The sequence below is a fragment of the Pedococcus soli genome, assembly GCF_054782575.1.
The window spans coordinates 372,090-389,866 of sequence record NZ_BAAGSF010000003.1 but is presented as its reverse complement, the minus strand read 5'-3'; the positions used below and the strand labels follow the sequence as shown (position 1 = coordinate 389,866).

18 protein-coding genes are annotated in these 17,777 nt (G+C 71.5%); 8 read left to right on the top strand and 10 right to left on the bottom strand.

The window, feature by feature from the left end:
* Positions 1 to 46 precede the first annotated feature (46 nt).
* Positions 47 to 844: a glycoside hydrolase family 16 protein gene (locus tag ACYVKF_RS04855; protein ID WP_460965225.1), complete on the top strand. Its 798-nt coding sequence runs from the start codon at positions 47 to 49 to the stop codon at positions 842 to 844.
* Here the strand turns inward: ACYVKF_RS04855 and ACYVKF_RS04850 are convergent.
* Complete coding sequence (locus ACYVKF_RS04850) at positions 832 to 1,770, bottom strand: 2-hydroxyacid dehydrogenase (protein ID WP_460965222.1); 939 nt, start codon at positions 1,768 to 1,770, stop codon at positions 832 to 834. The two genes, ACYVKF_RS04855 and ACYVKF_RS04850, sit on opposite strands and share 13 nt — an antisense overlap.
* Before the next feature lie 93 nt (positions 1,771 to 1,863).
* On the opposite strand from ACYVKF_RS04850, the gene ACYVKF_RS04845 reads away from it, so the two are divergent.
* Complete coding sequence (locus ACYVKF_RS04845; RefSeq protein ID WP_460965220.1) at positions 1,864 to 3,057, top strand: PQQ-dependent sugar dehydrogenase; 1,194 nt, start codon at positions 1,864 to 1,866, stop codon at positions 3,055 to 3,057.
* A gap of 68 nt (positions 3,058 to 3,125) precedes the next feature.
* Here the strand turns inward: ACYVKF_RS04845 and gatB are convergent, their stop codons facing one another.
* The 3 genes from gatB to gatC form a co-directional block, all read right to left on the bottom strand.
* Entirely contained in the window at positions 3,126 to 4,664 is a 1,539-nt protein-coding gene (gene gatB, locus ACYVKF_RS04840) for an Asp-tRNA(Asn)/Glu-tRNA(Gln) amidotransferase subunit GatB (protein ID WP_056917203.1), read from the bottom strand.
* A 5-nt stretch (positions 4,665 to 4,669) separates the two neighbouring features.
* Complete coding sequence (gene gatA, locus ACYVKF_RS04835; protein WP_460965218.1) at positions 4,670 to 6,187, bottom strand: Asp-tRNA(Asn)/Glu-tRNA(Gln) amidotransferase subunit GatA; 1,518 nt, start codon at positions 6,185 to 6,187, stop codon at positions 4,670 to 4,672.
* A gap of 71 nt (positions 6,188 to 6,258) precedes the next feature.
* Positions 6,259 to 6,555, bottom strand: a complete 297-nt coding sequence (gatC, locus tag ACYVKF_RS04830) for an Asp-tRNA(Asn)/Glu-tRNA(Gln) amidotransferase subunit GatC (RefSeq protein WP_056915231.1) — start codon at positions 6,553 to 6,555, stop codon at positions 6,259 to 6,261.
* Between the two features lie 83 nt (positions 6,556 to 6,638).
* Between gatC and mce the strand changes: the two genes are divergently transcribed.
* From mce to ACYVKF_RS04815, 3 genes are all read left to right on the top strand, one after another.
* The gene (mce, locus tag ACYVKF_RS04825) at positions 6,639 to 7,082 is read left to right on the top strand and encodes a methylmalonyl-CoA epimerase (RefSeq protein ID WP_460965215.1); all 444 of its coding nucleotides are present in this window, start codon (positions 6,639 to 6,641) and stop codon (positions 7,080 to 7,082) included.
* Between the two features lie 131 nt (positions 7,083 to 7,213).
* Positions 7,214 to 8,551 carry a crotonyl-CoA carboxylase/reductase gene (gene ccrA, locus ACYVKF_RS04820; RefSeq protein WP_056915233.1) on the top strand — a complete coding sequence of 446 codons (1,338 nt, stop codon included), beginning with the start codon at positions 7,214 to 7,216 and terminating at the stop codon, positions 8,549 to 8,551.
* A 49-nt stretch (positions 8,552 to 8,600) separates the two neighbouring features.
* Entirely contained in the window at positions 8,601 to 9,962 is a 1,362-nt protein-coding gene (locus tag ACYVKF_RS04815; RefSeq protein WP_460965212.1) for an AI-2E family transporter, read from the top strand.
* A gap of 3 nt (positions 9,963 to 9,965) precedes the next feature.
* Here ACYVKF_RS04815 and ACYVKF_RS04810 read toward each other — a convergent pair whose 3' ends face one another.
* From ACYVKF_RS04810 to ACYVKF_RS04790, 5 genes are all read right to left on the bottom strand, one after another.
* Positions 9,966 to 10,265, bottom strand: a complete 300-nt coding sequence (locus ACYVKF_RS04810) for a hypothetical protein (RefSeq protein WP_056915235.1) — start codon at positions 10,263 to 10,265, stop codon at positions 9,966 to 9,968.
* On the bottom strand, positions 10,223 to 10,810 hold the full coding sequence (locus ACYVKF_RS04805; protein ID WP_460965210.1) for a SigE family RNA polymerase sigma factor: 588 nt from the start codon (positions 10,808 to 10,810) through the stop codon (positions 10,223 to 10,225). Before ACYVKF_RS04805 ends, ACYVKF_RS04810 begins: the two co-directional genes overlap by 43 nt.
* Positions 10,807 to 12,327 (bottom strand): hypothetical protein, encoded by a 1,521-nt coding sequence (locus tag ACYVKF_RS04800; RefSeq protein ID WP_460965208.1) that lies wholly within the window; start codon positions 12,325 to 12,327, stop codon positions 10,807 to 10,809. The genes ACYVKF_RS04805 and ACYVKF_RS04800 overlap by 4 nt, the downstream gene beginning before the upstream one ends.
* 156 nt (positions 12,328 to 12,483) lie before the next feature.
* Positions 12,484 to 14,262 carry a 3-hydroxyacyl-CoA dehydrogenase family protein gene (locus ACYVKF_RS04795; protein WP_460965206.1) on the bottom strand — a complete coding sequence of 593 codons (1,779 nt, stop codon included), beginning with the start codon at positions 14,260 to 14,262 and terminating at the stop codon, positions 12,484 to 12,486.
* A 55-nt stretch (positions 14,263 to 14,317) separates the two neighbouring features.
* Positions 14,318 to 14,722: a hypothetical protein gene (locus ACYVKF_RS04790; RefSeq protein WP_460965204.1), complete on the bottom strand. Its 405-nt coding sequence runs from the start codon at positions 14,720 to 14,722 to the stop codon at positions 14,318 to 14,320.
* Between the two features lie 123 nt (positions 14,723 to 14,845).
* Between ACYVKF_RS04790 and nucS the strand changes: the two genes are divergently transcribed.
* The gene (nucS, locus tag ACYVKF_RS04785) at positions 14,846 to 15,541 is read left to right on the top strand and encodes an endonuclease NucS (RefSeq protein ID WP_056915239.1); all 696 of its coding nucleotides are present in this window, start codon (positions 14,846 to 14,848) and stop codon (positions 15,539 to 15,541) included.
* A 4-nt stretch (positions 15,542 to 15,545) separates the two neighbouring features.
* On the opposite strand, the gene ACYVKF_RS04780 is transcribed toward nucS, so the two are convergent.
* Complete coding sequence (locus tag ACYVKF_RS04780; protein WP_056915240.1) at positions 15,546 to 16,169, bottom strand: histidine phosphatase family protein; 624 nt, start codon at positions 16,167 to 16,169, stop codon at positions 15,546 to 15,548.
* An 80-nt stretch (positions 16,170 to 16,249) separates the two neighbouring features.
* Here ACYVKF_RS04780 and ACYVKF_RS04775 point away from each other — a divergent pair, with 80 nt between their 5' ends.
* Both ACYVKF_RS04775 and ACYVKF_RS04770 read left to right on the top strand, forming a co-directional pair.
* On the top strand, positions 16,250 to 16,636 hold the full coding sequence (locus ACYVKF_RS04775) for a MerR family transcriptional regulator (protein WP_460965201.1): 387 nt from the start codon (positions 16,250 to 16,252) through the stop codon (positions 16,634 to 16,636).
* A gap of 97 nt (positions 16,637 to 16,733) precedes the next feature.
* Positions 16,734 to 17,756, top strand: coding sequence for an aldo/keto reductase (locus tag ACYVKF_RS04770; protein ID WP_460965199.1), 1,023 nt, complete (start codon positions 16,734 to 16,736; stop codon positions 17,754 to 17,756).
* Positions 17,757 to 17,777: the final 21 nt, after the last annotated feature.

The window sequence follows — 17,777 nt, the reverse complement described above, 5'->3', positions numbered from 1 at the left end:
GACCGCCCATCATGGGACGAGTTCGCGACACGTGGAGGAGGACGGGGTGACCGGACCACAGGCCGGCGGGCTGGTGTTCGAGGACGACTTCGACGGCGACACCGCGGACGGGCTCGACCGTTCTCGGTGGCTGCCGCACTACCTCCCGCAGTGGAGCTCGCGGGCCGCCTCCGCGGCGACCTGGCAGGTGCGTGACTCCTGCCTCCACCTGAGCGTGCCGCCGCACCAGGGTCTGTGGTGCCCGGAGGTCCAGGACGACCCGCCCCTGCGCGTCTCCGGGGTCCAGTCCGGCGTCTTCTCGGGACCGGTGGGCAGCCGGGTCGGCCAGCAGCCGGTCGACGAGCGCAGCGTCGTCCGGGAGGTGCAGGAGCCGTGGTGGGGTTGGACCCCGCACCTCGGCCGGCTCGAGCTGAGGGCGCGGATGTCGCTGAGCCCGCGGTCGATGGCCGCCTGGTGGTTCGTCGGCCTCGAGGACTCCCCCGAGCGTTGCGGTGAGCTGTGCGTCATGGAGGTGTTCGGCCGCTCGGTGGCCGGCGCCTCGGCCGAGGTCGGCATGGGGGTTCACGCCTTCCGCGACCCGGCCCTGCGCGAGGACTGGGAGGCGCCGCGCCTCGACCTCGATGTCAGCGACTTCCACGTGTATGCCGTCGACTGGCGCCCCGGGTCGGCGGACTTCCTCGTCGACGGGGAGGTGGTCCGCACGACGACCGTCTCGCCCGACTACCCCGTCCAGAGCATGCTCGCCGTGTTCGACTTCCCGACGTGGGCGACGTCCCGTGACGAGCAGGAGGCGGTCCACGTCCCCGAGCTCGTCGTGGACTGGGTGCGTGGCTACGCCCCCTGAACCGACCCCCGGACGAGGTTGCTCAGCGGGCGCCCCGCGGCATACGCGCCGAGCTGCTCGCGCAGGAGGCGCACGGCGCGCGGCTTGAAGGCGGTGGACGCACCACCGACGTGCGGGGTGATGAGCACGCCGGGTGCCGACCACAGGGGGTGGCCCGCGGGGAGCGGCTCGGGATCGGTGACGTCGAGCGCCGCCCGCAACCGACCGGCCTCGAGGTGCTTGACGAGGGCATCGGTGTCGACGACCCCGCCCCGCGCCACGTTGACGAGCAGGGCGCCGTCCGGCATCGCCGACAGGAACGCGTCGTCCACGAGGCCGGCCGTGGCCTCGCCGAGCGGGACGATGACCACGACGACGTCGTGCTCGGGCAGCAGGCCCGGGAGCTCGTCCACGCCGTGCACGGAGCGCACCAGCTCGTCACCTGCGCGCGCCCTGCTCGCGACCGCGGTGAGGTCGACCTCGAACGGCGTGAACCTCGCCGCGATGGCCCGCCCGATCGAGCCGTACCCCAGGATCAGGACGCGCTTGTCCGCCAGTGCCGGGTGGATCGAGCCCGGGAGCCACCGCCCCTCCTGCTGCGCCGCGTGGAAGTCGGGGAAGTCGCGCAGGGCCGCCAGCGTCAGGGCCAGGGCCAGCTCGGCGGTCGAGGCGTCGTGGACCCCGGCGGCGTTCGCCAGGGCCACGCCCTCGGGCAGGACGGCCGCGATGTCCTCGTACCCGGCGGTCAGGGTCTGCACGAGCTCGACCGAGGGCGCGTGGCGGATGTTGGGCAGCAGCGGACCTGCACCCATGTAGGGCGGCACGACGACCCTGACCTCGTCGGCCCGCTCCGGGGGACCGGTCATGTCCCACACCGCGAGCTCGAGCCCGGGGACCGGCCCGACCGCGTCGATCCAGGCCTGCCCAGGCAGCGTCACGAGCGTCATGGCCCCACGCTAACCCGCGGCCCGTCCCTGCCGCCGGGCGGCGGGTCGGGCGACGCCGGGTGCCGTGGCCGGTCACCTCGCGCACAATGGGGTATGCCGCTTCGTCCCGTTCCATCCGCCCGTGTCCGCCTGGCGGCAGCCACCGGAGTGCTCGCCCTGGCCGTCGGGGCCTGCAGCGACGGCAGCGCAGGTGGTGAGCTGTCGGCACCCGTCGTGAGCGGGAGCCGGACACCGGTCACCCCGTCGAGCGGAGCCACCGCGACGTCCACGCCGTCCTCGCCGTCCTCGCCGTCCTCGACCACCGGTACCGATCCTGCGGTCACGACGCAGTCGACGGTGGCCCAGGACCTCGACGTCCCGTGGGGGACGGCGTTCCTGCCCGACGGCTCGGCCCTGGTCACCCTGCGGGACGAGGCGAGGCTGCTGCAGGTGCGGGACGGCCGGTCCCCCGTCGACCTCGGCCGGGTGGCAGGGGTCGAGCCCGGAGGTGAGGGCGGGCTGCTCGGCATCGCGGTGTCGCCCACCTTCGCCAGCGACCGCAGCGTCTTCCTCTACACGACCGCGGCGCGGGACAACCGCGTGCTGCGCGTGACGTTCGACGACGGGAAACCGGCCCGGCAGCGCGCCATACTCACCGGGATCCCCAAGGCGGGCAACCACAACGGCGGACGGCTGAAGTTCGGTCCGGACGGGTTCCTCTACGTCACGACCGGGGACGCCGGAGAGACCGACCGGTCCCAGGACCGCAGCTCGCTGGGGGGCAAGATCCTGCGGATCACCCGGGACGGCAAGCCTGCACCCGGCAACCCGTTCGACGGTTCGCCGGTCTGGAGCTACGGCCACCGCAACGTGCAGGGGATCGCCTGGGCACCGGACGGGACGATGTACGCGAGCGAGTTCGGGCAGAACACCTGGGACGAGCTCAACCGGATCGAGCCCGGCAAGAACTACGGGTGGCCGGTGGTCGAGGGCAAGCAGCAGCGCGCCGGGTTCGTCGAGCCACTGGTGCAGTGGCCCACCTCGGACGCCTCCCCCAGCGGCATCGCCTACGCCGACGGCGCCATCTGGATGGCAGCGCTGCGCGGTGAGTCGCTGTGGCGGATCCCGGTGTCCGGCAACCGCGCCGGCGAGCCGGAGCGCCTCCTCCAAGGCGAGTACGGACGCCTGCGCGACGTGGTCGTGGCGCCCGACGAGCGGCTCTGGATCCTGTCGAACAACACCTCCCGGGGGACGGGTGGCGAGCACGACGACAAGCTCCTCGCGATCCCCCTCGGCGACCTCACGTGACCGCGGCCTGAGGCAGGACGCCGGCCCCGGAGTGCTCCGGGGCGGGCGTCCTGTTCACGTGACGAGGTTCAGCCGGTGAGCTTCGCCAGGATGATCTCGCGCGCCTTCCCGGCGTCGGCCTGGCCGCGCATCTCCTTCATGACCTGGCCGATGAGGGCTCCGGCGGCCTGGACCTTGCCGTCGCGCACCTTCTGGGCGACGTCGGCGTTGGCCTCGATGACCTTGTCCACCGCGGCTTCGAGCGCGCCGTCGTCCTGCACCAGCTCGAGCCCGCGGGCGTCGGCGACCTCGGTCGGGGTCCCCTCGCCGGCGAGGACGCCCTCGAGCACCTGACGGGCCATGGAGTCGTTGAGGCGACCGTCCCGGACCAGCCCGTCGAGCTCGGCGATGTGCGCCGGCGTGACTCCGAAGTCCTCGACCGAGCGCCCCTCGGCGTTGGCCCGGCGGGCGAGCTCACCGGTCCACCACTTGCGGGCACCGGCGGGCGTCGCACCCGCGGCGACGGTCTCGGAGATGAGCTCGACCGCACCGGCGTTCATGACGTCGCGCATCTCGAGATCGCTGTAGCCCCAGTCGGCCTGGAGTCGCCTGCGTCGCTCGCCGGGCGGCTCCGGGAGGGTCTGGCGCAGGGCGTCGACCGTCTCGCGGGTCGGTGCCACGGGGACGAGGTCGGGCTCCGGGAAGTAGCGGTAGTCCTCGGCGTCGGACTTCTCCCGTCCGCTCGTGGTGACCCCGGTGTCCTCGTGCCAGTGCCGCGTCTCCTGGGTGATCTTCCCGCCCTTGTCGAGGATCGCGGCCTGCCGCGTGATCTCGTAGCGGACGGCTCGCTCGACGCTGCGCAGCGAGTTGACGTTCTTGGTCTCCGTGCGGGTGCCCAGCGGCACTGCCGCCTGCTCCTCGCTCGTCGCGTCACCCACCTTCGGGCGCAGTGACACGTTCGCGTCGCAGCGGAGCGACCCCTGCTCCATCTTCACGTCGGAGACGCCGAGGGCACGCAGCAGCTCCCGCAACGCACCGACATACGCCTTGGCGACCTCGGGGGCGCGCCCACCGGCACCGGTGAGCGGCCTGGTGACGATCTCGATGAGCGGGATGCCGGCGCGGTTGTAGTCGACGAGCGAGTACTCCGCGCCGTGGATGCGACCGGTGGAGCCACCGACGTGCAGCGACTTGCCCGTGTCCTCCTCCATGTGCGCGCGCTCGATCTCCACGCGGTAGGTCGTGCCGTCCTCGAGCTCGACGTCGAGGTGCCCGTTGAAGGCGATCGGCTCGTCGTACTGCGAGGTCTGGAAGTTCTTCGGCATGTCCGGGTAGAAGTAGTTCTTCCGGGCGAACCGGCACCAGGTCGCGATCTCGCAGTTGAGCGCCAGCCCGATGCGGATGGCCGACTCGACCGCCTTGTCGTTGACGACCGGAAGCGCACCCGGCAACCCGAGGCAGACGGGGCAGACCTGGCTGTTGGGCTCGGCGCCGAACTCGGTCGCGCAGCCGCAGAACATCTTCGTCGCGGTGTTGAGCTCGACGTGCACCTCGAGACCCATCACGGGGTCGTAGCGCTCGAGCACCTCGTCGTAGTCGACGACCTCTTCGGTGACAGCGGTGGCCATCGGGGTCACGCTCCCTTCGCGGAGAGTTCGGGGGCCTTGGTGAGCAGCGGAGCGCCCCAACGGTCCAGGAGCATCCGCTCGAGGGCCGCACCCACGCCGTAGAGCCGGTCGTCGCGGGTCGCCGGGGCGAGGATCTGGATGCCCGTCGGCAGGCCGTCCTCGTCGGCGAGGCCGCTGGGCAGCGACATGCCGGGGACACCCGCGAGGTTCGCGGGGATGGTCGCGACGTCCTGCAGGTACATCGACATCGGGTCGTCGACCTTGTCGCCCAGCTTGAACGCCGTGGTCGGCGCGGTCGGGCTGACGAGCACGTCGACCTTCTCGAACGCTGTGGTGAAGTCGTCGGCGATCAGGCGGCGAACCTTCTGCGCCTGGCCGTAGTAGGCGTCGTAGTACCCGCTCGAGAGGGCGTAGGTGCCGAGGATGATGCGGCGCTTCACCTCGTCGCCGAAGCCGGCGTCACGGGTGGCAGCCATGACCTGCTCGGCGCTCGGGTCGTCGATGCCCGGGGGCAGGACCCTTGCGCCGTAACGCATTCCGTCGAACTTGGCGAGGTTGGACGACGCCTCGCTGGGGAGGATCAGGTAGTAGGCCGCGAGCGCGTAGTCGAAGCTCGGGCAGGACACCTCGACGACCTCGGCACCGGCCTCCTGCAGCAGCGCCACGGACTCGTCGAAGCGAGCGCGCACGCCGGCCTGGTAGCCCTCGCCACCCAGCTCCTTGATGACACCCACTCGCAGCCCCTTGACGTCGGCGCGGCGGGCCGCCTCCACGACGGCCGGCACGGGTGCGTCGATCGACGTCGAGTCGAGCGGGTCGTGCCCACCGATCACCGAGTGCAGCAGGGCGGCGTCGAGGACGGTGCGCGTGCAGGGACCGGCCTGATCCAGGCTCGACGCCAGTGCCACGAGCCCGTAGCGGGACACCCCGCCGTACGTCGGCTTCACGCCGACCGTGCCGGTCACGGACGCCGGCTGGCGGATCGAACCACCGGTGTCCGTGCCGATCGCCAGCGGTGCCTCGTATGCCGCGACGACGGCTGCGGAGCCACCGCCGGACCCACCCGGGATGCGCGTCAGGTCCCACGGGTTGTGGGTGGGGCCGTAGGCCGAGTGCTCGGTGGAGGAACCCATCGCGAACTCGTCCATGTTCGTCTTGCCCAGGATCGGCATGCCGGCCGCGCGCAGCTTGGCCACGACGGTGGCGTCGTACGGCGGTACCCAGCCCTCGAGGATCTTCGAGCCGCAGGTCGTCGGGAGGCCCTTGGTCACGAGCACGTCCTTGACCGCGATCGGCACCCCAGCGAGGACGTGCAGGTCCTCTCCGGCGGCACGACGCTCGTCGACCTGGCGGGCGGCGGCGAGCGCGCCCTCCCCGTCGACGTGGAGGTAGGAGTGGACGTCGGCGTCGACGGCGGCGATGCGGTCGAGGTGCGCCTGCACGATCTCGACGGAGCTGAGCTCGCCGGAGCCCAGGGCGTGGGCCAGCTCGGCGGCGCTGGAACGGGTGAGGTCGGAGTTCACGAGTGGTGGTCCTTGGTCTGTCGCGAGGTGCGCGAGGAGCGCAGGGTCAGGGGCGGCCGCGCGGGCGCCGGTCAGTCCTCGGCGAGGATGCGCGGCACCGAGAAGCGCTGCTGGTCCTGCTGCGGCGCGCCGGCGAGGGCGGCAGCAGCCCCGAGCGACGGGCGGACCACGTCGGGGCGGGTGACGTTGGTCAGGGGAAGCGGGTGGGACATCGGCTCGATGTCACCGGCGGCGACCTCCTGCACCTTCGCGACGGAGTCGAGGATGACCCCGAGCTCGCCGGACATCCGGTCGAGCTCGGCGTCCGAGAGGTCGATGCGGGCGAGGCCGGCCAGGTGGGCGACGTCGTCCCGGGACAGTGCAGACATGCGAGCCAGTCTAGGGGCGCAGGCAGCGGGCGTGACCAAGGACTCCTGTCGCGCCGTGCGGGCTGCGTCCTAGGGTGAGGCACATGGATGCAGCGCTGCCCACCGAGCTCTTCACGGCCATCGACCACGTCGGCGTCGCCGTCACCGACCTCGATGTCGCGATCGCCTTCTACCGCGACACCTACGGCATGACGCTGGCCCACGAGGAGGTCAACGAGGAGCAGGGCGTCCGGGAGGCGATGATGGCCGTCGGCGGGAGCGGGTCGCACATCCAGCTGCTGGCCCCCCTCACGCCGGAGTCGACCATAGCGAAGTTCCTCGACCGCTCCGGTCCGGGCGTGCAGCAGGTGGCCTACCGGGTCGAGGACGTCCAGGCCGTGAGCGCGGTCCTGCGGGAGCGCGGTCTGCGCCTGCTCTACGACGAGCCGCGTCGCGGCACCTCGAACAGCAGGGTCAACTTCATCCACCCCAAGGACGCCGGCGGGGTCCTGGTGGAGCTGGTGCAACCGGCGTACGAGACGCACTGACCCGTCCTCGGGGTGGGTGAGGTAGGTCACCGCGTGACCGGAGTCTCACTCCCCACCGACGCGCTTTACCCCGCAGTAGTTTCGGCCGCAGCCGTGCCACAGACGCCGACGACGCCGAGGAGCCACATCCCATGCAGGACATCCGCGACGCCATCCTCTCCGGGGACCGCAGCGAGCAGACGTACGCCTCCCTCACCCTCCCCGAGACCTATCGAGGGGTGACCGTCCACAAGGACGAGGTCGACCTCTTCGAGGGGCTCGAGAGCCGCGACAAGGACCCCCGCCGGTCCCTGCACGTCGACGACGTGCCGCTCCCCGAGCTGGCCCCCGGCGAGGCCCTGGTCGCCGTGATGGCCAGCGCGATCAACTACAACACCGTCTGGACGTCGATCTTCGAACCGGTGTCGACGTTCAGCTTCCTCGAGCGCTACGGCCGCACCTCGACGTACGCGCAGCGCCACGACCTGCCCTACCACGTGGTGGGTTCGGACCTCGCCGGTGTCGTGCTGCGTACCGGCCCGGGCGTCCAGAAGTGGAAGCCGGGTGAGGAGGTCGTCGCGCACTGCCTGTCCGTCGAGCTCGAGAGCGCCGACGGCCACAACGACACGATGCTCGACCCCGAGCAGCGCATCTGGGGCTTCGAGACCAACTTCGGCGGACTCGCCGAGCTCGCGATCGTCAAGACCAACCAGCTGATGCCCAAGCCCACCCACCTCACGTGGGAAGAGGCGGCCTCCCCCGGCCTGGTCAACTCCACCGCCTACCGCCAGCTCATCTCCCGCAATGGCGCCGGCATGAAGCTCGGCGACGTCGTCCTCATCTGGGGTGCGTCCGGCGGCCTCGGCTCCTACGCGACCCAGATGGCGCTCGCCGGCGGCGCGACCCCCGTCTGCGTGGTCTCCTCCCCCGACAAGGCCGACATCTGCCGCGCCATGGGTGCGGAGCTGGTCATCGACCGCACCGCCGAGGGCTACCGGTTCTGGAGCGACCCGACGACCCAGGACCAGCGCGAGTGGAAGCGGTTCGGCGCGCGCATCCGCGAGCTCACCGGGGGCAAGGACCCCGACATCGTGTTCGAGCACCCCGGTCGCGAGACCTTCGGCGCGAGCACGTACGTCGCACGCAAGGGCGGCACGATCGTCACCTGTGCGTCCACGAGCGGCTACATGCACGAGTACGACAACCGCTACCTCTGGATGAACCTCAAGCGCGTCATCGGCAGCCACTTCGCCAACTACCGCGAGGCGTGGGAGGCCAACGACCTCGTCAACCGCGGGCTGATCCACCCGACCCTGTCCCGGACGTACGCCCTCGAGGAGGTCGGCCAGGCGGCATACGACGTCCACCAGAACCTGCACCAGGGCAAGGTGGGCGTGCTGACGCTCTCCCCCGAGGCGGGGCTGGGCGTCACGGACGAGGAGAAGCGGGCCACCCACCTGGCCGCGATCAACCGGTTCCGCAACACCTGACCTGCACCTTCGCGACGGCAGCAGCCCGCGGTGCCCTAGGGTTCCTGACATGTCAGTGCTGGAACGATGGCGCGAGTTCCGGCACGCACAGCGAGAGGCTCTGCGTGCCAGCAACCACCCCAACGACCGGGGTGAGGCGACGCCGACGGCGGCCGACCTGCTGGCGGACGTCCTGCCTGCCCTGCGCCAGGGCAGCGAGGCCGAGGGCGGTCGCGACGCGCACGAGGAGCACGTGACTCCACAGAGCGGGTCCGGCACGACGGACGCGACGGCGCCCGACCTCCGCGAGGCTGGTGGCGGGGACGCCGCCGAGCAGGTGGGTGGCGTCAAGGACACCGAGACGACCCAGCGCTACGGCAGGGCGGGGCGCCCGCTCAACCGCCAGTCGCCGTTCTACATGGGGTTCGTCGGAGCTCTCGGCGTCCTGCTCGCCCTGTTGCTGTGGCAGACCCTGGGCAGGCTCACCACCACCATCACGCTCGTCGTCGTGGCGTTCTTCCTGACCCTCGCCCTGAACCCGCTCGTCGAGTTCCTGACCCGCCGGGGCATCAGGCGGTCGGGAGCGGTGTCCCTCGTCTTCCTCGGCGTCATCGTCGTGTTCACGCTCATCGGCCTGCTCGTCGTGCCGCCGGTCGTGCAGCAGGGTGGCGACCTGGCGGCGAAGTCCCCCGACTACCTCAACCAGCTGCTCAACAACCCCGTCGTCAAGGACTTCGACCAGCACTACAAGGTGGTCGACAAGATCGAGGCGGAGTTCAACAAGCGCCTCACCGACGGCAACTTCATCAGCCAGGTCTTCGGCGGCGTCCTCGGGGTCGGTGCCGCGGTCATCGGTGGCATCTTCCAGGCCTTCACGGTCCTGGTCCTCACCCTCTTCCTGCTCGCCTCGCTGCCGCGCGTCAAGCAGGCGGCCTACGCGATGGTCCCGGCGTCCCGCCGTCCCCGCGTGATCTCGCTGTCCGAGGAGATCATGCGGCGCACGGGCTCCTACGCCATCGGCCAGGTCGCCGTCGCCACGATCAACGCCATCTGCTCGTGGATCATGATGTCGATCGTCGGGATCCCGTATGCCGCGGTGCTCGCGGTCGCGGTCGGCTTCCTCGGCCTCGTGCCCATGGTGGGTGCCACGATCGGCGCGGCCATCGTCGTCCTCGTCGCGCTCTTCACGAACACCCAGGACGCCGTCATCGCGGCGGTCTACTACGTGATCTACCAGCAGGTCGAGAACTACGTCATCGCCCCGAAGATCATGCAGCGGACCGTCTCGGTGCCCGGGGCGGTCACCGTCGTCGCCGCCCTCGCCGGTGGCACCCTGCTGGGCGTGCTGGGTGCCCTGCTCGCGATCCCCGTCGCCGCAGGCCTGCTGCTGCTCTACGAAGAGGTCCTGCTGCCGCGCCAGCGGCGCCACTGACGCTCAGCGTATGGCGCCGCGGGTGTGCCGCCGCTCCCTCGCCTCCCAGCACGTCGTGTGCCAGTGACGGCGGTCGTCCAGGCCGCCCATGCCGTCGGCGGGCCACGCGACGACGTGGGGCGTGCCCATCGGGATGTTCTGCTGGCAGCCCGGGCACAGGTAGGCCCGGCTCGACGACGCCCCGGTGACCCGGCGGACGAACCACTCCGAGCCGCCATACGACTCGCGCCGCGTGAGCCCGCCGACGGCACGGTCGACGTTCAGCGGGACGTCGTCACGGCGGCGCCGGTTGGCTCGGGGCATGGCCCCGAGTCTCCCAGACCGGGCATCTGCTCGCGGAGCCTGGCCAGCGCCTTGTGCGCCGTGACCCGTACCGACACCGGCGAGCACCCCAGCACGTCGGCGATGGCCGCGTCCGGGAGGTCGTCGTAGTACCGCAGGACCAGCACGGCCCGCTGACGGGGTGAGAGCCCGGCGAGCAGGGTCCACATCTCGTCACGGTCCTCCGGTCCAACGGGTCGGGCGGAAGGCGTCACCGAGTCCGCGGTCACCAGCTCGTGGGACACGACCTCGTTGGAGGACCGACGCCGCTTACCGGAGACGAACGTGTTGACCATGACCTTGCGGACGTAGGCGTCCGGGCTGTCCGCCCGCTCTACCTTGCGCCAGTGCACCAGCACCTTGGCCAGGGTGTCCTGCACGAGGTCCTCGGCGTCGTGCCGGTTGCCGGTGAGGGACAGGGCAGCCCCCATGAGCCGCGGGATCGCCGCCGAGACGTAGGCGTCGGCGTCCCCGGTCGCTCGATCGGACGACGCCAGCGGCGGGCGGCTGAAGAACCCCACGGTCACCGCCCCCGGACTGCGGGGAGGCCGCTGTCGCGCAGCTTCTGCGCGACGATGCCGTTCACCCGGACCGCCTCGTCGTGCGCGTCCTGGGCCGAGAATCCGACGACCTGGACCGAGACGATGACGTCGCCGAGACGCCGGGCAGCGATGTAGGTCGCCGAGTCCGCACCAGCGCCGCGCGACAGCCACGTCTGCTGGTCGTCCTCGCCGGGCCAGGCCTGGCGCTCCTGGGCCGGCAGCCACGTGCAGGGCCCGGTGTCCTGCTGCAGGCGGCGGAAGGCCTCCGGCCCGGTGCCCGCGGAGTAGCCGGTCACAGTGATGTCGACGCTCGGGTCGAGGCCCTGTCCGTCCCCCGACCACGCGCTCTGCAAGGTCCCTGCGACAGGGTGGGGCGCCGCGTTCGCCTGGGCAACCCGGGCGGCAGGCAGTCCGCTCAGGTCGCAGAGCTGACCGCTGGAGGCGGGGACGGTCCGGCCGTGGCTGGCGTCACCGTGGTACCTCAGGTCGTGACCGAGCTCGGCGACCGTGGGCAGGACGTCGCCGAAGCGGTACTCCTCCGCGGCCACGAGGGGCGCGGCCGGGCTCGCGCCGGGCGCCGATGCGGCGTTGGGCGCGACAGTGCTTCTGCCCAGGGGCTGACCCAGGGCCGGTGGGAAGTCCAGCTGGCGCAGGTGGCCCACGGCCGAGTCCGCGAGCTCGGTCGCGGCGCGCCGGGCGAGGGCGGGGTCGCCCGAGATCGCGGCACCGCTGACGAGCACGTCACCGACCCGCGTCACCGCCATGGCCTGCGTGAAGGTGGTGTCGGCGACGGTGGAGGTCCCGACGAAGAGCACCGAGTCCTGCGCGTGGCCCGCCCACGTGACGGCCTTCAGGTCGGGGCCGGGACCACAGGCGAGTGCGTCCGCCCGCAGGTCGCGCAGGGCGTCGGCCCCGGTCCCCGTCGTGAACCCCGCGAGCCCCAGGTGCGCTCCACCGCGACCCGGGCTCGACGAGAAGGTGAGGTCCCAGGACCGCCCGGCCACCGGCTGGCGACGGTCGGTGCGGACGTCCCACGTGCAGACGCCTGCCGGACCCACGAGGTCCGCGTCCTCGTGGGAGAGCGGGGAGGCGTCGGTCGCCACGCCGCTCCCGGACGCGTTCGTGTCGTCAGGCTGCGTCTGCCCCTCCAGACCCGCGGGCCAGGGCGCGGCGGCTGTGGTCGGGAACCGGTACGCGTAGCCTTCCGAGCTCCCCACGAGCGAGGCCCACCGAGCGTCCGTGGACCCCGTGTGTGTGCTGACGGACACGACCGTGCGGGCGGGGCCGAGCGACCCTGAACCGATCGCGACGGCCAGCACGGTCGCCGCGACGCCGACCGTCAGCGCCGCTCCACGCACCGCGGCGCGTCGGCGTCGCAGGGTGGTGGTGCGCGCCGCGATGCCTGCGGTCACCGCCTGCGTGTCCAGACCGCCTCGGGTCCGGGCACCGGCGAAGGTGTCGCGCAGCAGCGCCTCGAGCGCCTCGTCCTCGGTCGTCGTCATGGGTCCCCCTCAGGTCGTGGCGGCTGCCTCGCAGCCCGTCACCCACCAGACGCGGATCCCCCCTGCCCGCGTTACCCCACGAGGCCCCGGACCCACGCGGACACGGTACGCAGCGTGCGCGACATACCGTGTGCCACCGCGCCGCGGGGCGGCCCGTCAGGCGTAGGTGCGGAAGCCGCGACCGGACTTGCGGCCGAGGTAGCCGGCGGTGACCAGGTGCTCGAGCAGCGGCGCCGGGGCGAAGCCGCGCTCTCGGAACTCGAGGTAGAGCTCGCGCTGGATCGCCAGGGACACGTCGAGGCCGACGACGTCGAGCAGCTCGAACGGCCCCATCGGCAGGCCGCAGCCGGTCTTCATGGCGGTGTCGATCGCGTCGGCGGTCGCGTAGTTGGCCTCGAGCATCTTCACCGCGTCGTTGAGGTACGGGAAGAGGAGGGCGTTGACGATGAAGCCGGACCGGTCGCCACAGGTGACGGAGTGCTTGTCGAGGTCGGCGCACAGCTGCTCCACGGTGGCGACGACGTCGGGCGCGGTGGAGACCGTGTGGACGACCTCGACGAGCTTCATCACCTGCGCGGGGTTGAAGAAGTGCATGCCGATGACGTCCTGCGGCCGCGTGGTGGCGGCGGCGCACTCCACGACCGGGAGCGAGGAGGTGGTCGTCGCGAGGATGGCGCCGGGCTTGCAGATCTCGTCGAGGTTCTCGAACAGCGCCCGCTTCACGGCGAGGTCCTCCAGCACGGCCTCGACCACGAGGTCGACGGTCGCGAGGTCGTCGAGCGACGTGGACCCGGTCAGGTGCCGCAGCGCCTCGTCACGGGCCTCCTGCGTCAGCTTGCCGCGCTGGACGGCCTTCTCGAGCGACTTCTGCACGGCCGCGGTGACGGCGTCGACCTTGGGCTGGCTGCGGGTGACGTAGGTGACGTCGAACCCGGCCTTGGCGAAGACCTCGATGATCCCGGTGGCCATCGTCCCCGACCCCACGACGCCCACGGTGCGCACCGTGCGGGTCGCCTCGTGGTCACCGCCGTCGGCGGCAGGGCTGAGGGCGTCGTCGACGAGCTGGGAGCTGCCCGGCTCGGCGTAGGTGTAGAAGCCGCGTCCGCTCTTGCGGCCCTTGAGGCCTGCGCTCACCATCTGCTTGAGGATCGGGCTGGGGGCGTGCAGTCGGTCGCGCCCCTGCTTGTACATCGTGTCGAGGATCTCGTAGGCCGTGTCGAGGCCGATGAGGTCCATGAGGGCGAGCGGGCCCATCGGGTAGCCACAGCCGAGCTTCATGGCCGCGTCGATGTCCTCGCGGCTGGCGTACCGGCTCTCGAACATGGCGACGGCGTGGTTGAGGTAGCCGAAGAGCAGGGCGTTCGCGATGAACCCGGCCTTGTCACCGACGACGACTGGCTGCTTCCCGAGCCGTTGGGCCAGGGCCTTGACGTCCTCGAAGACCTCGTCCTCGGTGACGACCGTGCGGATCACCTCGACGAACTGCAGGACCGGGGCCGGGTTGAAGAAGTGCATCCCGACGACGCGCTTGGGGTTGCTCGTGGCGACGGCGATCTCGGTGACCGACAGCGACGACGTGTTGGTGGCGAGGATCGCATCGGGCCCGACGACGGCATCGAGCTTGGCGAAGATCTCCTTCTTGAGGTGCAGGTGCTCCGGCACCGCCTCGATGACCAGCTGGCAGTCGGCGACCTCGTCCATGCTCGAGGTGAAGTGGACGCGGGCGTGCAGGTCGGCCTGGTCCTGGGGCGACAGCTTGCCGCGGGAGACCGCACGGTCGGTGGAGTGCTGCAGCACGCCGCGCCCCTTGTCCACCGCGGCCTCGTCGACCTCGATCGCCACCACGTCGATGGCGTTGCGGGCGAACACCTCCACGATGCCGGCACCCATGGTGCCCAGTCCGACGACAGCGACCTTGCTGAACTCACGAGCCATGCGGCGCAGTCTGTCAGAGCCGCTCAGGAGGCGGGAAACCCGCGCGGCGTGACGGTCACCACTCGTGCCCGGAACCGATCAGGGCCGACTCCATGTGGAAGCGCTGCTCGGTCGACAACCCACGGATCGCGGTCGGCACGGGGATGTCCACGGCGCGGCAGTAGTCCCGCAGGGTGTGGTCGTAGGCGAGGCGGGCCGCCATCAGCCGCTCCGCCTTGTTGGGCAGGTCGGAGCGCTCGACGTAGCGCACGTGGTCGGCGAGCCGGCTGACCTCGAGGGCCATCAGGACCGGCGGCAGGGGTTCGGGCTGCACGCGGCGGCGGGCCCGGCGGGCCTCCCACCGGCTGATCAGGGGCTGCACGATCCTCGGGGGGATTCCGCTCGCGAGCCAGCGCAACGCCATGCAGCAGACGGCGACGAAGACCGCCAGCCCGGCCGCGTTGCCCAGCAGGTTCCTCATGGGAGCTCACCTCACCTCGAACTTCGAGTGTGCGCCCGGATCTCGTCCTGCGCAATCAGGTGTTCGTCGCCGACGCCTCACCGGTTCGCCCGACCCCGGCGGGCCACCGTAGAGTCACCCCTCGTGCGACTGGTGATAGCGACGTGCTCGGTGGACTACGACGGTCGGCTCTCGGCCCACCTCCCCCTCGCGACGAGGCTGCTGCTGGTCAAGGCCGACGGTTCGGTGCTCGTCCACAGCGACGGCGGCTCGTACAAGCCGCTCAACTGGATGTCGCCGCCGTGCGCGATGGCCGAGGTCTCCCCCGAGGAGCACGAGGCCGCCGAGGGGGTCACGGCCGTGTGGCAGGTCCAGCACGCCAAGTCCGAGGACCGCCTCCGGGTGCTCATCCACGAGGTGCTGCACGACTCCTCCCACCAGCTCGGCGTCGACCCGGGGCTGATCAAGGACGGTGTCGAGGCGCACCTCCAGAAGCTGCTGGCCGAGCACATCCACACCCTCGGTGAGGGCTGGACGCTGGTCCGCCGTGAGTACATGACGGCCATCGGGCCGGTGGACATCCTGTGCCGTGACGCCGGCGGCAGCTCCGTGGCCGTGGAGATCAAGCGTCGAGGTGACATCGACGGGGTCGAGCAGCTGACCCGCTACCTCGAGCTGATGAACCGCGACCCGCACCTGGCCCCGGTCACCGGCATCTTCGCCGCCCAGGAGATCAAGCCCCAGGCCCGGACCCTGGCCACCGACCGCGGCATCCGTTGCGTGACCCTCGACTACGACGCCCTGCGCGGGATCGACGACACCACGACCCGCCTGTTCTGAGCGGTCACACCACGCTGCGGTCCAGCGAACCGGGCCAGCTCAGCACCCGGAAGCCGTCACCGTCGACCTCCACCTCGGCCGCCCCGCAGTTGGGCAGGAAGGCGCGCGCCACCAGGTCCTCACGGACCGCGTCGCCGAGCCGGGGCAGGACGAACGACATGACGCCACCGTGCGAGAACACCAGGACCGTCTCGCCGCGGTGCTGGTCGGCGATCCCCTGCAGCGCCTCGCGGTAGCGCCGGAGGACCTCCGCCCCCGACTCGCCGCCGGGGATGAACCGGCCGCGATCGCCGTGCATCCAGGCCTTGAACACCGAGGCGAGCTCGGGGTCGTCGTGGGGACGGCCGGCGAGCGCCCCCACCGAGAACTCCTCGAGACCCTCGACCTGCACCGCGTCCACCCCCAGCAGCTCGGCGACCACCTGCCCCGACTCGACCGCTCGCTCGAGGGTGCTGGTGAAGACGCGGGCGACCCGCCTGTCCCGCAGGGACCGTGCCAGGTCGCGCACCTGCGCCCGCCCCCGCGGGCTGAGCCAGCCGCCCTCGTCCGAGAGCACCGAGGGGTGGCCGTACTCCGCGTCACCGTGCCGCGCGACGAGCAACGTCGCCGGGCAGTGCAGGTCGCTCACGCTGCGAGGGTATGCCGCGTGCGGCGCTGCGGGTAGGCCCCGCGCTTGACCTCGCGCCGTCGCGCGATGAGCATCGGTGGGTGACCTTCACCATCGCCGAGGCGGCCGAGCGCACCGGTCTGACCGCCCACACCCTGCGCTACTACGAGCGCGACGGCCTGCTCCTCGACGTCGTCGACCGCTCCCCCTCGGGACACCGGCGCTACACCGAGGACGACGTCACGTGGATCACCATGCTCACCCGCCTGCGTGCCACGGGTATGCCGATCCGCGAGGTCCGCACCTACGCCGACCTCGTGCGTGGCGGGGACGGCAACGAGCGCGAGCGGCTGGAGCTCCTGCTCACCCACCGCGAGAAGGTGCTCGCCGACCTCGAGGAGGTCCGGGCGCACCTCGAGGCCATCGACACGAAGATCGAGCTCTACCGCTCCCGGCTCGCCCGACCCGCCCGTCGCCGCTCCGCCTGACCGACCTGACCGGACCCGCCTGACCGACCTGACCGGACCCGCCCCGGGTACCGCCCCGCTTGACTTGGAGCGCACTCGAAGTCGGAGAGTGGAGCCCATGACGACATCGAACGCCCTCCCCACCCGCGTGCTCGGCAGAGCCGACCACGGCACCGACCTCACCGTCTCCGCCCTCGGCCTCGGCTGCATGGGGATGTCCGAGTTCTACGGCACCCCCGACGAGGCGTCGGGCATCGCCACGATCCACCGCGCCCTCGACCTCGGCGTGACGTTCCTGGACACGGCAGACATGTACGGCCCGTTCACGAACGAGCAGCTCGTGGGCCGCGCCATCGCGGGACGTCGCGACGAGGTGGTCCTGGCCACCAAGTTCGGCAACGAGCGTGGGGCGAACGGCGAGCGTCTCGGCATCAACGGCTCCCCCGAGTACGTCCGCAAGGCCGCCGACGCCAGCCTGCAGCGTCTCGGCGTCGACCACATCGACCTGTACTACCAGCACCGCGTCGACAAGACGGTGCCGATCGAGGAGACCGTCGGGGCGATGGCCGAGCTGGTCGAGGCCGGGAAGGTCCGCCGCCTGGGACTGTCCGAGGCCTCGGCTGAGACCATCCGTCGCGCCCACGCCACGCACCCGATCACCGCGCTCCAGACGGAGTACTCGTTGTTCACCCGGGACCTCGAGGACGAGATACTGCCGACGGTTCGGGAGCTCGGCATCGGGCTGGTCCCGTACTCGCCCCTGGGTCGCGGCATGCTCACCGGCACGATCTCCCGCACCCAGGGCGCCGACGGAGAGGCCGACGCGCGCCGGTCGCCCTACTTCCCGCGGTTCCAGGGCGAGGCGCTCGATGCCAACCTCCTGCTCGTGGAGCGCATCAGGCAGCAGCTCGCGGAGGCCAAGGGCTGCACGCCCGGGCAGCTGGCCCTGGCCTGGGTCCTCGCCCAGGGGCAGGACATCGCTCCCATCCCCGGCACCAAGCGGGTCAAGTACCTCGAGGAGAACGTCGCCGCGATCGGCGTCGAGCTCGGCGCCGAGGACCTGGCTGCCCTCGAGCAGGCCGTGCCGCGCGACGCGGTCGCAGGCGACCGGTACGGCGACATGTCCCACATCGACGCCTGAGCCGACACCCCCACGGAGGGG

Bases quoted from the DNA above. Each gene is read 5' to 3' on its own strand.
- ACYVKF_RS04850 (WP_460965222.1), bottom strand. From the start codon at position 1,770: ATGACGCTCGTGACGCTGCCTGGGCAGGCCTGGATCGACGCGGTCGGG.
- ACYVKF_RS04845 (WP_460965220.1), top strand. From the start codon at position 1,864: ATGCCGCTTCGTCCCGTTCCATCCGCCCGTGTCCGCCTGGCGGCAGCC.
- gatB (WP_056917203.1), bottom strand. From the start codon at position 4,664: ATGGCCACCGCTGTCACCGAAGAGGTCGTCGACTACGACGAGGTGCTC.
- gatC (WP_056915231.1), bottom strand. From the start codon at position 6,555: ATGTCTGCACTGTCCCGGGACGACGTCGCCCACCTGGCCGGCCTCGCC.
- mce (WP_460965215.1), top strand. From the start codon at position 6,639: ATGGATGCAGCGCTGCCCACCGAGCTCTTCACGGCCATCGACCACGTC.
- ccrA (WP_056915233.1), top strand. From the start codon at position 7,214: ATGCAGGACATCCGCGACGCCATCCTCTCCGGGGACCGCAGCGAGCAG.
- ACYVKF_RS04815 (WP_460965212.1), top strand. From the start codon at position 8,601: ATGTCAGTGCTGGAACGATGGCGCGAGTTCCGGCACGCACAGCGAGAG.
- ACYVKF_RS04810 (WP_056915235.1), bottom strand. From the start codon at position 10,265: ATGCCCCGAGCCAACCGGCGCCGCCGTGACGACGTCCCGCTGAACGTC.
- ACYVKF_RS04800 (WP_460965208.1), bottom strand. From the start codon at position 12,327: ATGACGACGACCGAGGACGAGGCGCTCGAGGCGCTGCTGCGCGACACC.
- ACYVKF_RS04795 (WP_460965206.1), bottom strand. From the start codon at position 14,262: ATGGCTCGTGAGTTCAGCAAGGTCGCTGTCGTCGGACTGGGCACCATG.
- ACYVKF_RS04790 (WP_460965204.1), bottom strand. From the start codon at position 14,722: ATGAGGAACCTGCTGGGCAACGCGGCCGGGCTGGCGGTCTTCGTCGCC.
- ACYVKF_RS04770 (WP_460965199.1), top strand. From the start codon at position 16,734: ATGACGACATCGAACGCCCTCCCCACCCGCGTGCTCGGCAGAGCCGAC.